The organism is Paraliomyxa miuraensis (assembly GCF_026337845.1).
GTDB lineage: Bacteria > Myxococcota_A > Polyangia > Nannocystales > Nannocystaceae > Paraliomyxa > Paraliomyxa miuraensis.
In genome coordinates, this window is the sequence record NZ_JAOVZF010000160.1 from 206,903 (window position 1) to 222,302 (window position 15,400).

Genomic DNA, 15,400 nt, shown 5'->3' on the forward strand with positions numbered 1-15,400 from the left:
CGCGGGCGTTGCAGGAGATCTTCGAAGATCTTCGAATTCTCCCTCAGCAATCGCTGCGAGCCGGTGTCACGAATTCGGGCCAGTCCAGGCACTCGAGCTCGATCATCCGCGCCATGCGGCGGACGTCCACGTCGTTGGACAGGATGCAGCCGGCGCCCCACGCCTTTGCCGTTGCCACGATCATCGCGTCGTACTTCAGTCGATGACGGCGCCGTCGCGGTCGCTCGTCCCGCAGCGCTGCCTTGGCGCCGATCTCGTCCGCGAGGATCTTCGCCGCCCTGATCTCGAAGGGCACGAATTCCAGCCCATCGATGCACCGATGGCCATCCCGCCCCGAGAGCGGACGCTCCGCAAGTACCGGATACGGAACCATGATCGTGACGTCCTCACGCTCGAGCATGGCCCGGAGCAGCGCCCGGCGCTCGTCGCACCGCCCATAGGCATCGCACAAAAGGGCGCGCCCAGGAGGACTCGAACCTCCGACATCCGGCTTAGAAGGCCGGCGCTCTATCCAGCTGAGCTATGGGCGCAAAGGGGCGCAAGGAGGGGCAAGGAAGGGCGCAGAGGGGCGGGCTCGGGGTCTCGAGCGCCGCCAAGGACCCGCGAGCGGCGGGCGAGAATGCGTGGTCGGGGCGAGAGGATTCGAACCTCCGGCTTCCTGCACCCAAAGCAGGCGCGCTACCAGACTGCGCCACACCCCGAAAGTCGCGGCCAGGAATCTAGCCGAGCCCCGCGCCGTGGTCCAGGCGAAGGACCTCTCACCCCCGAAACCACGCCAACAGCGCCCGCATGGCCTGGCCTCGGTGCGAGCGCGCGGCCTTGTCGTCGGGGGACAGCTCGGCCACGGTACGACCTTCGGGCGTGCGACCACCCGGCGGCGCGTCGAGCAACCATGCGTGGGGGTCGTAACCAAAGCCCCCGGCCCCTCGCCGCTGCACCCGCAACTCCACGTCCCAGCGGCCCTCGAACAGCCGCGACGGACCCGGTGAGTCGGGCCAGCGCCGACCATCCACCCGGGCCAGGGCCAGCACGCAGCGATAGTGCCCCCGGCTGGCCTGGAGGCCACGGACTTGCAGCTCGCGCACCAGCTTGGCGTTGTTGTCGGCATCGCTGGCCCCCGGCCCGGCGAACCGAGCGCTCCACACCCCGGGCGCCCCCTCGAGCGCGTCCACGCAGACTCCGGAGTCGTCGGACAGCACCACCGAGTGCCCGTCTTCGCCGTGCTCGAGCAGCCAGGCGGCAATGCCCTCGGCCTTGAGCCTCGCGTTGCCGGCGAAGTCGTCCGCGGTCTCGTCGATCCGAGGCACCGGCCCCCACGTTGGCGAACCATCGCGCAGCCCCAGCACCTGCAGTGAGGGCACCTCGGCTGCGAGCATGCGACGCAGCTCGTCGACCTTGTGGGGATTGCCGCTGGCGACCCAGAGCCGCCGCGGCCGCCAGCTCGGATCCAGGTTCGGATCCAGTCCCGGATCCAGGCCCGAGTCCACGGTTCCCTCAGCCGGCGGCATCGAGCGCCTCCTCTTGGGCCCGATGCAGTCGGGCGATGCCGATCTCGGCCAGGTCGAGCATGGTGTCGAGCTGGGCCCGGCTGAAGCTGCCGCCTTCGCCCGTCCCCTGGACCTCGACCAACGAGACGCTCCCCTGCCCCGGCAGCGCCACCACGTTGAGATCGACCACCGCGGTGCTGTCCTCGGGATAGTCGAGGTCGAGCACCGCGAGCGGATCGCCGCCGTCGTGCCTGGCCAATAGCCCCACGCTCACCGCCGCCACCGCGGCGCGCATGGGATCGGCACCGAGTCGGCCCTGCGCGAGCAAGCGATCGAGCGCCAGACGCAGCGCCACCCAGCCGCCCGTGATCGAGGCGGTCCGCGTGCCACCGTCGGCCTCGATCACGTCGCAGTCGACGACCAACGAGAGCGCCTCGCCCTCGGGACCGACCAGCCGGGTCAGATCCACCGCCGCTCGCAACGAGCGACCGATGAGCCGCTGGATCTCCTTGCCGCGTCCACCTGGATCCCGACGCCCCCGCGGCGACGTGGCTCCGGGCAGCATCACGTACTCGGCGGTCACCCAGCCACCGTTGCGCAGCCACGCGGGCGCGCGCTCCTCGAGGCTGGCGGTGCAGATCACCCGGGTCCCGCCGGTGGCGATCAGGGCCGAGCCAAGGGCCTTGCCGATGAAGCCCGGTTCGATGGAGCACGGGCGGAGCTGGTCGGGAGTGCGGTCGTCGTGACGCATGAGCGGGCGGACCCTAGCAGCCCTCGCCACCCCCGAGCACGCCCGCGCGTCCTCTTGGACCTCGGCCGTCGATCACCGGTCCTTCGAACGGCGAAACGGGCGCCCCCCACGATGGAAGAGCGCCCGCTTCGGCCGAATCGAGGGATCGAGGCTACTTGGCCTCTTCCTTCTTCTCGTCCTTCTTCTCGTCCTTCTTGGCCTCTTCCTTCTTGGCCTCTTCCTTCTTGTCGCAGGCAGTGGCCGTGAAGGCGAGCGCGGTCAGGGCAACGAGGGCAACCTTGGCGAACTTCATCGTGATCATCTCCGGTGGTTTTTGTCCCGGGGGAGCTCGTCCCCCTGCGTCCGAGTGGGAGGCCGGCAGGATATCGATCCTTGGCGGCGCTCGCACGGGCCCGCATAACATCTCCTGGCCGCCCCGATTCCAAAAGAGACGACCAAGCGGGTTCAGCGCTGGATCGCACGGCGCAGAGCGGACCCGAAACCGATGATAGTTCAGTGATTTCAACATCTTGATTGAAAGGCTCGGCGTGGGGGGCCATCGCAGGTCGCGCGTGCCCGGCCTGGGCGATCTCGCGACCCGGACGCCGGACCATCGGCGTCGCCGCGGGCGAGACGAGGCGGTTGGACCCTTCGGTCCAGCGCTCGGGACGACCCCGCCGCCCCGTGCTCGAGCGCCACGCCGCCAAGGACCTCGGCCGAGTCGGGATTCGTCGACGCTGGTCGACCCGCCCTTCGCCACCTCGAACGCCAGATCACTTCATCGGCGACGCATGCCTCGGCCTGGCCATGGATCGTCGGGCTGCGCTCCTCGACGCACGCTCCCACGCGCCGACCAATGGTTGGCCATCGTGGGGAACCTCAACCGCATGGGACCCGGGCTCTCCCTTCCGGTCCGCGTGGTCCCCTTATCCTCCGGCCATGCCATCGCTCTCCGATCCCACCCTCCGCCCCTTGTTCCAGCCCCGCGACGACGCCCCCGTGCGCGCCGTGGTCGTGGCCGGTGCGTGCGGCAACGTGGGCTTTGGCAAGCTCGGACAGTTCGCGCGCTTGATGGCCAAGCCCGGGGTACCCGTGGTCGCGCTCGATCTGTCGCCCGCGGTCCACGAGGCGCCCGACCGGCTGCGCGCCGCCTTCGGCAAGCGCTTCTCGCCCGAGGAGATCGACGCCATCGTCGCCAACGTGCGCGTGGTCCAGGGCGGGATCGACGACCTGCCCAAGGACCTGGCGGTGGGCTTCGTGTTCGAGGCCATCCCCGAGCGACTCGACCTCAAGCACGCGTTCTATCGCAGCGTGCGAGCCCGTGATCCCGAGGCGTTCATCTTCTCGGCCACCAGCGGGTTCCCCTCCACCATGCTGTTCGAAGGGCTGCCGGGGGCCGAGCGCTGCGGGGTGATGCACCCGTTCTTCCCCCACCTGACCAACAAGCTGTGGGAGGTCCCCACGACCGGAGCGGTGACCGGCGAGAGCGAGCTGAAGACGGTGCGCAGGTTCCTGGCCGGCCTGGGCATGAACCTCATCACCGTCAAGGACGTGCCCGCGTTCGCGGCCGATCGGATCTTCTGCGGGATGATGCTCGAGGCGGTGCGGATCCATGCCGACACGGGCCTGCACCCCGCGCAGATCGACGACGTGTGCAAGAAGGCCCTCGGCACCTCGCCGTTCTTCGTGCACAACCTGATCCCCGGCGCCAATTACCTCTCGGCCCACTGCATGGAGCTGATGGGGGGCGAGGTGGACTCGACGCTGTTCTCGATCCCCGACGCCTGGAAGCCCTACATCGAGGATCCCAGCAAGCAGTGGCCCTACGAGCGCGGCCAGACCTGCCCACCCGAGCGCTTTGCCGAGGTTCGCGATCGCATGCTGGGCATGCTGCTGTCGCTGACCGCCGGCATCGTCGCGCACCAGGTCGCCACGGTCGATGCACTCAACTTCCTGTGCGAGAACGCGCTGGCGTTCCGGGCCGGCACCCCGGCCCTGGTCGAAGAGCTCGGGTTCGAGGCGGCCCGCGACCTCGTCACCCGCTTCGTCGAAGGTCGAGGCATCACCCATGCGGACCAGGTCGCCCCGATCCGGGTGTTCGCGGAGGATGCCGCCCCCTGGCACGAGGTCTACGTGGGCACGGCCGTCCACGGCGGCGTGGGCCTGCTGTCGCTCAAGCGCACCACCCTGAACCACGCCTTCGTGGCGCAGCTCGATCGCGCCTACGATCGCCTGGCCGGCGACGACACCGTCAAGGCGATCGTGCTGGCCCCCGACGGGACCTACAGCCAGGAATTCGGGCACGGCGCCGACCTCGACGCGTTCGTCCCCGTGCTCGGCAAGGAGGAGGCCGCGCTCGCGCTCATCGAGCGCTGGAAGCGGACCCTGGGCAAGCTGCGCGGGGGCAAGCCCACCGTGGCCGCGCTGGTCGGCCGCGTGCTCGGCGGTGGCCTCGAGCTGGCGGTGTCGTGCCACGCTCGCATTGCAGGTCAGCGCACCCGCCTCGCGTTCCCGGAGACCACGGTCGGCGTCATCCCGGGCCTGGGTGGCTGCCACTACGTGCACCGCCTGGTCGACGCCACCCACTGGTCGCGCGTCAACGAGATCCTGCTCACCGGCCACGGGTTCGGCGTGGACGAGGCGGCGCAGTGGGGCCTGGTGTCGCAGGTGGTCCCGATTCCCGAGCTGCCCGCGGCCAGCATGAAGCTCGCGGCCGGGCTCGCCGCTGGCTCGGTGCCCATGCCTGCCTTCCGCGAGGGCCCGGCCACCGTGCAGGTGAGCACCGACGTCGCCACCACCAACGAGGCGGGCGTACCGCTCGACGCCGAGCTGCGCACGCTGCTGGTCTCCACGATCATCGATGCCAACGGCGCCGAGGTGGCCGATGGTGGCGCCATCGAAGCTCGGGGCGCGGCACGGAGCCTGGCCGGCAGCTCGTCGAAGATCGGCGTCCAGGCGATGCTGCGCGGCAAGCCGCCGCAGTTCGAACACCCGCTGTCCTGATCGCGAGGGTGGCGGCGCGGCCTGGCGGCGGCGCGGGACCTATCGGCAGGCCTCGCCCGCCTCCGGCGGCCGCGGCCGCGGCTGCGTGGGCGGACGCAGGCACACCCCGGCGTCCTCGATGCTCACCAGCGCACCATCCTTGCGCACCAGCAGCCGCTGCCGCGTGGTCAGGTGATCGGGGAGCCGCTCGCCGAGCAGGACCTGCACCACCTCGCGGGGTCGCGCCCCGCCCTCGGCGTCGACCCGCAGACGAAAGCGCAGCGTGGTGCCATCGAGCCGCGCATGGATCAGCGAGGCCTTCACATCGACCGTGGCGACCTCGGGGCTGCGCGGCCCCGGCCGTCGCTTGTTCCCGCGGCGCGACTTCTTGTGGCTGACCCGCTCGATCGCCAGCGTGGGCTCGGCGAGCCTCCCGGCGAGCCGCGCGGCCAGGGCCTGGGCCTGCTCCGGGTTCAGCGTCACCGCATAGTCGGCCGCCGCCACCAGCTGCCCCAGGCGCAGCTCGTCGGGACCGACCAGCCGCGCCGACCGCAGCACCAGCCCCGGAGGCGCCACCGCACGCAGCCGCTCGAGCAGCTGGCCCGCGATCGTCTCGCGCTCCTCCGTGCTCAGCATGCCGCCGAGATCCTCGGCCGAGCGCGGCAGGAGCACGTCCACGTCGACCACCTCGGCCAGCGCCCCCACCCCGAGCGCGAGCGCAGGCCCGAAGCTCATGCGCGGGATCGGGTTGAAGCCCCGCGAGAACGCCTGCTCGATCCCGGCGCGCCGGAACATCCGGGGCATCACTCGCAGGAGGTCGCGATGCCCGAGGAACCGCATCGCTCCGTGCTTGGCGAACACCAGCCGCAGCCGCGAGTGCGGTGCCTCGGCGCTCTCCTTGAACGCCGAGTCGTCGGCCAGGCGGCTCGGTGCCAGCCGCCCCGTCAGCCGCGACAGCGGGACCTCCACCGCACCGTCATCGGGCGCCCCCTCGGGGGCTGGCGGCGGCACGTCGGCCGAGCCCTGGCGCTCCCGCAGCCGCGACAGCAGGCGTAGGCTGTCGATCCGCTCGCTTCGCATCTGCGTCATGTCGCACGCGATCCCGCAGTCGTAGCAGACCAGCCGCCGCCGATCGGCCTGCGCCGACTCGAGCGCGCGATGATGCACCTGATCGCCGGCCGGCTTGCCGCACGGAGGGCTCGTGCGGCTCCCCAGCGCCTTGCGGTACTCGTCGGCCAAGAAGCCCTCGTCGATCCCCACGTCGATGTGATCCCAGGGCAGACGCGCATCCACGGGCAGCGTGCGGGTGTAGACGGTCGGATCGATCCCCGCCGCCTCCAGCGCATCGAGCCAGCGCTCGAACGAGAAGCACTCGCGCCAGCCCTCGAAGCGCGCCCCGGCCCGATAGGCGTGCTCGAGCGCCTCGCCCAGGCGCCGATCGCCGCGACCGAACAGGCACTCGAGCCAGCTGCCGTGCACGTCGTGGGTCTTGAGCCCGACCTTCCCGCGACGCGCCAGCTCGCGCAGCAGCTGCACCTTGGTGTGCAGGTCCTCCATCGAGTCCATCGCCGCCCACTGGAACGGGGTGTGCGGCTTGGGCACGTGCTGCGAGACGCTCACCGTGATCTGGGGCATGCGTCGCAGCCCCATCGACCGCGCCACGTCGCGCACGCGCTCGCCCGTCTGCACGATCCCGGCCACGTCGGCCTCGGTCTCGGTGGGCAGGCCCATGATGAAGTACATCTTGATACGGTCGTACCCCCGCTCGAACATGCGGCGAGCCGAGCTCAGCACGTCCTCCTCGCTGACGTTCTTGTTGATCACGTCGCGCATGCGCTGGGTCCCGGCCTCGGGCGCGAACGTCAGGCCGTTGATCCCCACGCGCTTGATCTCGTCGAGCAGCTCACCGGACAGGCCGTAGGCGCGCAGGCTCGCCACCCCGAGCTTGGCCTTGCGCCTCGCCAATTGAGGCACGAGCGCCTTGATCAGCGGGTCGATGCACGACACGTCGGCGGTGGAGAGCGCGGTGAGGCTGGTCTCGGAGAAGCCCGCCGCGTCCACGCCCCCCAGCACGGCGTCGATCACCTGCTCCGGGCTGCGCTCGCGCACCGGCCGGTAGATGATGCCGGCCTGGCAGAAGCGGCAGCCCTCGGTGCAGCCGCGCGTGATCTCCACCGACGCTCGATCGAAGATCGCCTCGGCGTAGGGCACCGGGAAGCGCTGCGGAAACGGGAATTGATCGAGGTCGCGCACCCAGACCCGCTCGACGCGCTCGGGGGCTCCGGCCGCCTCTCCCTGCGGCGTGCGGCCCACCACCACCTGCAGGCCCGTGCGAGGATCGAGCGCCACGCGATAGAACGACGGCACGTAGATCCCGGGCAGGCGCGCGCACGCGGCCAGCACCTCCGCCCGCGGCCGTCCGCCGCCGCGCAGGTCACCGATCGTCCGCAGGAGCGTGGGCAGCAGCTCCTCGGCCTCCCCCACCAGCACCACGTCGACGAACGGGGTCAGCGGCTCGGGGTGCGTGGCCGTGGGGCCGCCGGCCAGCACGATCGGATCGTGGTCCCCTCGATCGGCGCTGCGCAGCGGGATTCCGCCCAGCTCGAGGTTGAGCAGCACGTTGGTGTAGCAAAGCTCGTACTGGAGGCTCACCCCCACCACGTCGAAGGCATGCAGCGGGGTATGGGTCTCGAGACTCACCAGCGGCAGCCCGCGCGCGCGCAGCCCCTCCTCGAGATCGCCCCAGGGACTGAACGCGCGCTCGCACACGAGGTCGGGCTGGCGGTTGATCAAGTCGTAGAGGATCCGCGTGCCCAGGTGGCTCATCCCCACCTCGTAGAGATCGGGGAACGCCAGCACGAAGCGGCAGCGCAGACCGGCGTGGTCCTTGACGATCTGCTGCTCCTCGCCGCCGAGATAGCGCCCGGGTTTCTGCACACCGGGCAGCAGCTCGGCGTAGGGATGCTCGCGCAGCGCGGCCGGGTCGGCCGGCAGCTCGGGAATGGGGGCGTGCGCGTCCATCGGGCTCGTTCCTTCGCTTCCGTGTGGGCCCGTCTCAGTGCCATTAAAGGCGACATTGGGGAAGGTTGCGGCGATCGCGAGCTTGCGCGAGCTTTGCGCCAGCTTAACATGCCGTGCGCATCGTGAAGGACCTCTATCAGCACCTCGGGGTCAGCCGCACCGCCTCGGCCGACGAGATCAAGAAGGCGTACCGCAAGCTGACGCGGCAGTATCACCCCGATCGCAACCCGGGGGACGCGGAGGCGGAGGAGCGGTTCAAGGACGTCTCCACCGCCTACGAGGTGCTCGGCGACGCCGACAAGCGCACGCTCTACGACGAGTTCGGCGAGGTGAGCCTCACGCAGGGCTTCGACCCGGACAAGGCCCGAGCCTACGCGCGCGCGCGCCAGGGCGGCTTTGGAGGGTTCGGTGGCGGCTTTGGGAGCGAAGCGGGCTTCTCCGACTTCGGCGAGGCACGGGCCACCAGCTTCGAGGATCTGCTGTCGGCGCTGTTTCGCGGCGGCCCGGGCCCGGGCGGAGCCCCGCGCCGCCCGACGGCGCGCCGCGGCGCCGACGTGAGCGGCGAGATCACGGTCTCGCTGATGGACGCGCTCCACGGCGTCTCGGTCCCGCTACGGATCGACATGGGGGGCCAGGCCCGCACCCTCGACGTCAAGGTCCCGCAGGGCGTGCCCGACGGCGGCAAGCTGCGCCTGCGCGGCCAGGGCGGTCCCGGGCAGCCCGCGGGCGACGTGATCCTGACCGTGCACGTGCGCCCGCACGAGCACATGCGTCGCGAGGGTCACGACCTGCACCTGCGCCTGCCGGTGTCGGCCTACGAGGCCTACCGCGGGGGCGCCATCGAGAGCGTGCCCACCCCCTGGGGCCCCGTCACCCTCAAGCTCCCCGCGGGCGCTCAGAACGGCCAGAAGCTGCGCCTGCGAGGCAAGGGCGTGCAGGTCCCCGGTCGCGACGCGGGCGACCTCTACATCACGCTCGACGTACGCATGCCCGCCGGCGGCAACGAGCGCCTGCTCGAGGTCCTGCGCCAGGCCCAGGAGCACGAGCAGGTGCGCGCGTCCATGCACCTGTAAATGCCCCCGCAGCCGCCTCGAGCAAGCGGTGCAACCAGCTTGCCCCCAAGGGGGGCATTGGGTCGGCCTCTCGATGCGCTGCTCGCCGCTCGCCCGCAGCCGCCTCGGGCGAGCGGTGCAACCAGCTTGCCCCCAAGGGGGGCATTGGGTCGGCCTCTCGATGCGCTGCTCGCCGCTCGCCCGCAGCCGCCTCGGGCGAGCGGTGCAAACCAGCTTGCCCGCCTCAGCGCGCCACGCGAACGAGCTGCAGGATCACCTCGCCCACCTGGATCTTGCTGCCGACCTCCACGGTGGTGCGACGGACGCTCTCCCCGTCGACCAGCGTGCCCGAGCTGCCGCGGACGTTCTCGACCTCCACCACATCGCCATCGACGAACAGCCGGGCGTGCTCGGGCGCGACCGACTCGGCGTCGAGCCGCAGGTCCGCCTCGGGCGTACGACCCACGAGCTGCACACCATCGCGCAAGTGGACCGTGCTGCCCACCAGGTCTCGATCGCCCGCCACCACCACCAGGGCCGCCGCGCCGCTCGAACGCGACAACCCCTGGTGCAGCGCCGGGGCCAACCCCTCGGTCGGTAGACCACGCGCCCTCGCCCACTCGACGAGCACCTCGGTGACCCGTGCGATCAGCGTCGGGATCGGATCGAGGCGGGCCGCCACGCGGTGCAAGAACAGCTGCCGAGCCTCCAGCAGCTGGTCGTCGAGGTTGGCGAGCGGCTGGCCGCTCCGCAGGCCCTGCTCGATCGCAGCCTCGTTGTAGAGCGAGAGGTCGGAGGCGATCACCTTCGCGAGGTTGGTCGCGCCTTCCGAGTCGGTGATCGTACGAGGCATCGGGGGTCCTTTCTGCACGGGAGTGTCTCCCCCCAGCGGCACGGAGGGCAAGACGCTCGGATGCTTCGACCCGGCCGCTCGCCGCGCGAAGATGACCGTCTCGTAGAGATCGCGCAGCCATCGTGCTACTCCCACCAGGTGAGCCGCCACTTGCCCGTCGTTGCCGAAGGCACCGCCCCCGCGGACGATCCCGCTCGCGAGCGACGCCGCCACCCCCGGTGGCTGCGGGTGCCCATGCCAGGCGGCACCGGGTACCACGATCTGCGCGCGCGCGTGAAGGAACTCGCCCTCCACACGGTGTGCCAGAGCGCCAGCTGCCCCAACATCGGCGAGTGCTGGAACAACCGGGCCCTCACCATCATGATCCTGGGCGACATCTGCACGCGATCGTGCCGGTTCTGCGACGTGGCCACCGGCCGGCCCCTGCCCGTCGACGAGGACGAGCCGCGACGCGTGGCCGAGATCCTCGCCGAGCTTCAGCTCCACCACACGGTGATCACCTCGGTCGATCGCGACGATCTCCCGGACGGCGGCGCGGGGATCTGGGCCCGCACCCTCCACGCCTGCCACGAGCACGCGCCGACCATGACCATCGAGGTGCTGGTGCCCGACTTCAAGGGCAACCTGCGCGACGTCGACACGGTGCTCGATGCGATGCCCGACGTGTTCGCCCACAACCTCGAGACCGTCCCCCGGCTGTCCCGGCAGGTTCGCGTGCAGGCCCGCTACGATCGCAGCTACGCCGTGCTCGAGCATGCACGCCGCCGCGGGGCCCTGACCAAGACGGGGCTGATGCTCGGGCTGGGCGAGACGCGCAGCGAGCTCGAGGAGGTCATCGACCAGCTCGCGGATCTCGGGCTCACCATCCTCACGCTGGGGCAGTACCTGCAGCCCTCCAAGCGACACCTCGCGATCGAGCGCTACGTGCATCCCGACGAGTTCGCCGAGCTGCGCGCCTACGCACAGGCCCGCGGGATCGTGCACGTGGAGAGCGGACCGCTCGTTCGCAGCAGCTACCACGCCGAGGGGCAGGCCGAGCTGATCGCGCGGCTGCAGAGCGACCACGGCATCATCGGGTTCGCTTCGCTACCCGCACGCTGAAGCGCATCTCCACGACCGGCACGCTCGCATCGCGGCGTCCGTCACTGGATCGGCGGGCTCGAGCCATCGGCGCCCGCCGACACCTGCACCACGATTCCTCCAAAGCGGGCCTCGTCGGCGATGCAGGCGATCCCATCGATCCAGCAGCGCCCCCCGCCGGGATAGGGCTCGTCGGTGTCGGCATAGGCGGCCAGGAAGCCTCCCCACGCCCCCTGGTTGGTGAACCGCAGCGGGCGCCCGTCGGCCGATCGAGCCCTGGCCGCGCAGCCGTGGCACACGTAGGCGGGATATCGCGACATCGCCGGCAATCCCGTGGTGCCGCAGATCGGGCAGACATGGGTGCGCTCGGCCACCGCGAGCACGGTAGCACGCACGCCACGAACGGGTTCAGTCGCCGCTCCTTCGCCCGGTCGGCCCGGTCGGCCCGGTCGGCTCGGTCGGCCCGGTCGGTCCGGTCGGCGCGGTCGGGCCGGTCGGCTCGTTCGACCCGGTCGGCTCCTCGGTCTCATGGATCATCCGGCGTAGCGCCTGCGCCGCCTCGCTCGCCGTGGGGCGGTGCGCCGGATCGAACGAGAGGCACCGCAGGACGAGTGGCGCCACCACCGCAAGCTCGTCGGGCAGCGAGGGCGCCGGCAGGTCGTCCACCGCCCGACGCTGCAGCAGCCGGGTGGACACCGCTTCGTCGAACGGTCGCCGGCCGGTGAGCATCTCGAACGCGACCACCCCAAAGCTGAACAGATCGGCGCGCGGATCGGCCCGCGCCCCGCCCAGCGCCAGCTCGGGCGCCACGTAGTGCGGGGTGCCAGCCAACATGCCCGTTCCGGTCAGGTCCTGGCTCGATGGCGTTCCAGTGCCAAGACCGGCACCAGGACCAGGACCGATCTCGACCCCGCCCCCCAACGTCGGCAGCGAGGACGGCATGCCGTCCTCGTCGAAGCCGACCACCGTCACGCGCACCACCGAGGCCTCGTCCACCGGACCGGGTTCGCGTAGCTCCACGGTATCCGCGTCACGCTCGACGGCCGCACCTCCCACCACCGTCCCGGCCTCACCCGCCTCCCCCTCGGTCCGAAGCACTCCGGTCACCATCTGCAGCGACGCCGAGGCGCTCGCCGCCGTCGTGGACCGGCGGCGTGGTCGCACCAGCGAGGGCTCTTCGAGCTCACCGAGCCGCGAGATCCCGAAGTCGGCGATCTTCACCACCAGCGCTCCGTCGCGCTCGGTGAGCAGCACGTTGTCGGGCTTGAGATCGCGGTGCGCGATGGAGCCGTGGTGGAGGGCGTGCAGCCCGGTCGCGAGCTGCTCGAGGATCGGCAGCGCCTCGGGCAGCGGCAGCGGCCCCTGCTGCCGCAGTCGCTCGCGCAGGCTCTGCCCCTCGACCAGCTCGAGCACGATGTACATGAAGCCTCGGGTCGAGACGTCGATGTCGCGGATCTCCACCACGTTGTCGTGGCGCAGCTTGCTGGCGATGTGGGCCTCGCGCGCGAGCCGGGCCAGCGTCACGCCGCGCAGCTCGTTGGCGATCTTCATCGCCCAGCGCGAGCCGTCGGAGAGCCGGGTGACCAGGTACACCATGCCCATGGCCCCCGAGCCGAGCACCCGCTCGATGCGATAGCGACCATTGACCTCGGTCCCCGGGGGCAGCGCGCCCACGCCCGCGTCCCCGGACTCGAGCAGCGCCAGCGCGGTGAACAGCTGCGCCGAGCGATCGGCGATCTGGCGCCGCAGCTCCTCGTTGAGCGCGTCGGCGTGCGCTCGCTGGGCCTCCACCTGCTCGATCTTCTCGGCGAGCGCCGCGTTCAGCTCGTCGGCCTGCGACAGCGACAGCGTGTGGCGGCGGCTGAGCACCAGCGACAGGAACATCCCGAACAGCGCAAGGCCCAGGCAGGCCGGTCGCACGCCCCCCAGGATCTCGATCCCCAGGAGCCAGTCGGCCAGGTCGACCCACGTGCCGGCCGCCAGCGCCCCCCAGCCGCAGCCGAGCAGCGCCACGCTCACCCGGTGCTCGGGCTGCCGCGCGTACAGCCGAGCGAGGACCACGAGCTGATGGACGATGCAGAGCGCCACCGCGGTCGCCACCGCACGAGCGCTCGTGGTCGCGGCCAGAAAGGGATCGGACACCACCAACGACACCCCGCCCGCAATCCCCAGCGAGGCCCACAGCCACCGCGGCACCCGCCCCAGGCCGTAGATCCCGTGGGTGAACCGCAGCGACGCACCCAGGGCGACCACCAGGCCCAGCTCCAGGACGAGCAGGTCCCAGCGCCCCCACACGCCCACCGAGACCCCCGAGGTGAAGCCGGGATACGACATCGCACTCACGGCCTGGATCCCGAACCACAGGTAGGGACGTCGGCGGCGATCCAGCGCAAAGATCACCAGGCACGTCACCCCCACCTGGACCAGCAGGCCCATCGCCATCCAGCCCACGTAGACGTTGAACACCCGCACCCGATCGGCGCGGGCATCGGGTCGTCCCGAGGGCAGCAGCACGGGCACGGTGTTGAACCACGCGCTCTTGACCCACGTGTGCTCGACGACGAGCGAGAGGAACAGCTCGCCATCCTCGGTGTCCCGGGCGGGGATCGTCCAGCGCCGCGGCCCCGCCTCGCGGTAGCCACGGCCCACGTCGATGGGAATCTCGTGCTCGTCGACCCACAGCGACAGCGGGGCCTCGAACAGCGGCAGGCTGAAGGCCACCGCACGCCCCCGCAGCTCGCTCGGCAGCGTGACGCGGGCGCGGAGCACATAGGGCTGGTCTTCCTCCACGAGGCCCGGGTCGACGTGCCCCGGGACCACGAGCTCGTGCTCGCCGAGCTGCCAGTGCCGCACCGGCAGCCCCTCACGCGGCCCGCAGCCCGTCGCGAGCAGGCAGAGCCACAGCGCCAACGCCAGGCTCCAGAGCCCGAGCACCGCTCGCACCGCCCCGAGGTGACGGCACCGGGACACGATGCTCACCCCCTCGAGGCGCTCACGACGAGCCCTCGTCGCGCGCCCGCAGCCGTGCGCGGATCTTGGTCAAGGCCTCGGCCACTCGCTTGCGCGGAATGTTGACCCGCGTGGGCATGCCCCCGCCGAGCTCGAGCAGCTCCACGAAGTCCAGCCCGCTCTCGAACGGCGCCGCGATGGTCGCGTTGCCGGCGTCGAGGACCACGCTCACCGTGGCCTTGGCCTGACCGAGCAGCAGCAGCTCGGTCTTGTCGAAGGGCGGAGTCGACGAGCCCACCTCGATGAACGCCACGCCGCCCTCCACCACGTAGAGCTCCGCCAGGCGCCGGGCGGCGCTCGCCATGCGGTGGAAGTCTTCGGCCGCGGCCACGATGCTGTCGCGCTCGATCCCCGGCCGCAGCCCCCCCACGAGGTACCGCACGATCCGCAGCTTGAGGGTCTCGTCGAGCCAGTGCGCCCGCAGGGCCTCGTCGATCCTCGCCGCCTCGGGACTCGCCCGGCCGATGCGGGTGTCGATGGCTCGCGCATCGTCGTCGGCCCCGGGATAGGGCTCGACCCCCCCGAGGATCCACTTGGCCGCGGCGTAGAGCCCATCGAGATCGAAGTGGCACACGATGGTGTCGACCGGGCCCGTGGCCTGGACCAGCGCCGGGTCGATCATCTCGGGGCATGCGCCGTGCTGGGCCTTGGTGCACAGCACGAAGCGCTCGTCACCGGCGAAGCGCACGTGCAGGGGATGGTCGTGGTGATCGACCCAGCGGGCCAGGCGAGGCCCGAGCTGCTCGATGAGCTTGCCGGTGGTCTTGTCGAAGCCCTTGCCGATCGAGAGCGAGGCGAACGCGATGTCGAGCACCACCACGCGGCCGACCAGGCTGCCGACCCGCGGCAGCTTGCGCGGGCTGGCGAACACCATGCGCGGCAGCGTGGGCGGGCTCAAGGGAGCTCCGCGCGAGCCGATTGCAGCTCGCCGAGCGCATGGGCGTCCCCGGCCGCAGAGGCGGCCTCGATGCCGCGGTCGAGCACCTCGGCCGCCCGCGCCCGCTCCCCGCGCCCGAGCAGCAGGTTGCCGAACATCAGGTAGCTGGGCACGTACGCCGGGTGATCGGAGAGCAGCGACTCGAACACCGCCACCGCCTCGTGGTCCTCGCGCTTGGCCAGCTCCATGGCCAGGCCGTAGCGCGGGAACGGATCATGGGGCCGCGCCGCGGCCAGCTGTCGGAGCATG

The 15,400-nt window shown here is 71.2% G+C and carries 13 protein-coding genes and 2 tRNA genes; 3 read left to right on the top strand and 12 right to left on the bottom strand.

Going from position 1 to position 15,400, the window contains the following annotated elements; genetic code table 11:
* Positions 1-43 precede the first annotated feature (43 nt).
* The 6 genes from OEB96_RS34160 to OEB96_RS34185 all read right to left on the bottom strand — a co-directional run bounded on the left by OEB96_RS34160 (position 44) and on the right by OEB96_RS34185 (position 2,530).
* A complete protein-coding gene (locus tag OEB96_RS34160) occupies positions 44-451 on the bottom strand; it encodes a PIN domain-containing protein (RefSeq protein WP_266221037.1) in 408 nt (135 codons plus the stop codon).
* A 5-nt stretch (positions 452-456) separates the two neighbouring features.
* Positions 457-530: transfer RNA gene (locus OEB96_RS34165), tRNA-Arg, on the bottom strand.
* Between the two features lie 94 nt (positions 531-624).
* A tRNA-Pro gene (locus OEB96_RS34170) sits at positions 625-701 on the bottom strand.
* Between the two features lie 57 nt (positions 702-758).
* Positions 759-1,508, bottom strand: a complete 750-nt coding sequence (locus OEB96_RS34175; RefSeq protein ID WP_266221038.1) for a non-canonical purine NTP pyrophosphatase — start codon at positions 1,506-1,508, stop codon at positions 759-761.
* The gene (gene rph, locus OEB96_RS34180; protein WP_266221039.1) at positions 1,495-2,238 is read right to left on the bottom strand and encodes a ribonuclease PH; all 744 of its coding nucleotides are present in this window, start codon (positions 2,236-2,238) and stop codon (positions 1,495-1,497) included. The genes OEB96_RS34175 and rph overlap by 14 nt, the downstream gene beginning before the upstream one ends.
* Before the next feature lie 151 nt (positions 2,239-2,389).
* On the bottom strand, positions 2,390-2,530 hold the full coding sequence (locus OEB96_RS34185; protein WP_266221040.1) for a hypothetical protein: 141 nt from the start codon (positions 2,528-2,530) through the stop codon (positions 2,390-2,392).
* A gap of 626 nt (positions 2,531-3,156) precedes the next feature.
* On the opposite strand from OEB96_RS34185, the gene OEB96_RS34190 reads away from it, so the two are divergent.
* Complete coding sequence (locus OEB96_RS34190) at positions 3,157-5,220, top strand: 3-hydroxyacyl-CoA dehydrogenase/enoyl-CoA hydratase family protein (RefSeq protein ID WP_266221041.1); 2,064 nt, start codon at positions 3,157-3,159, stop codon at positions 5,218-5,220.
* A gap of 39 nt (positions 5,221-5,259) precedes the next feature.
* Here OEB96_RS34190 and OEB96_RS34195 read toward each other — a convergent pair whose 3' ends face one another.
* Positions 5,260-8,220, bottom strand: coding sequence for a TIGR03960 family B12-binding radical SAM protein (locus tag OEB96_RS34195; protein ID WP_266221042.1), 2,961 nt, complete (start codon positions 8,218-8,220; stop codon positions 5,260-5,262).
* 122 nt (positions 8,221-8,342) lie between these two features.
* Between OEB96_RS34195 and OEB96_RS34200 the strand changes: the two genes are divergently transcribed.
* Positions 8,343-9,293: a DnaJ C-terminal domain-containing protein gene (locus OEB96_RS34200; RefSeq protein ID WP_266221043.1), complete on the top strand. Its 951-nt coding sequence runs from the start codon at positions 8,343-8,345 to the stop codon at positions 9,291-9,293.
* Between the two features lie 223 nt (positions 9,294-9,516).
* Here OEB96_RS34200 and OEB96_RS34205 read toward each other — a convergent pair whose 3' ends face one another.
* A complete protein-coding gene (locus OEB96_RS34205; RefSeq protein ID WP_266221044.1) occupies positions 9,517-10,125 on the bottom strand; it encodes an FHA domain-containing protein in 609 nt (202 codons plus the stop codon).
* A gap of 138 nt (positions 10,126-10,263) precedes the next feature.
* Here OEB96_RS34205 and lipA point away from each other — a divergent pair, with 138 nt between their 5' ends.
* Positions 10,264-11,226: a lipoyl synthase gene (gene lipA, locus OEB96_RS34210; RefSeq protein ID WP_266221045.1), complete on the top strand. Its 963-nt coding sequence runs from the start codon at positions 10,264-10,266 to the stop codon at positions 11,224-11,226.
* A gap of 41 nt (positions 11,227-11,267) precedes the next feature.
* On the opposite strand, the gene OEB96_RS34215 is transcribed toward lipA, so the two are convergent.
* The 4 genes from OEB96_RS34215 to OEB96_RS34230 are packed head-to-tail and all read right to left on the bottom strand — an operon-like array spanning position 11,268 to position 15,399.
* Positions 11,268-11,579 (bottom strand): hypothetical protein, encoded by a 312-nt coding sequence (locus tag OEB96_RS34215; RefSeq protein WP_266221046.1) that lies wholly within the window; start codon positions 11,577-11,579, stop codon positions 11,268-11,270.
* Between the two features lie 34 nt (positions 11,580-11,613).
* A complete protein-coding gene (locus OEB96_RS34220; RefSeq protein WP_266221047.1) occupies positions 11,614-14,175 on the bottom strand; it encodes a serine/threonine-protein kinase in 2,562 nt (853 codons plus the stop codon).
* 22 nt (positions 14,176-14,197) lie between these two features.
* The gene (locus OEB96_RS34225; protein ID WP_266221048.1) at positions 14,198-15,112 is read right to left on the bottom strand and encodes a hypothetical protein; all 915 of its coding nucleotides are present in this window, start codon (positions 15,110-15,112) and stop codon (positions 14,198-14,200) included.
* Positions 15,109-15,399: a tetratricopeptide repeat protein gene (locus OEB96_RS34230; protein ID WP_266221049.1), complete on the bottom strand. Its 291-nt coding sequence runs from the start codon at positions 15,397-15,399 to the stop codon at positions 15,109-15,111. The genes OEB96_RS34225 and OEB96_RS34230 overlap by 4 nt, the downstream gene beginning before the upstream one ends.
* Position 15,400: the final 1 nt, after the last annotated feature.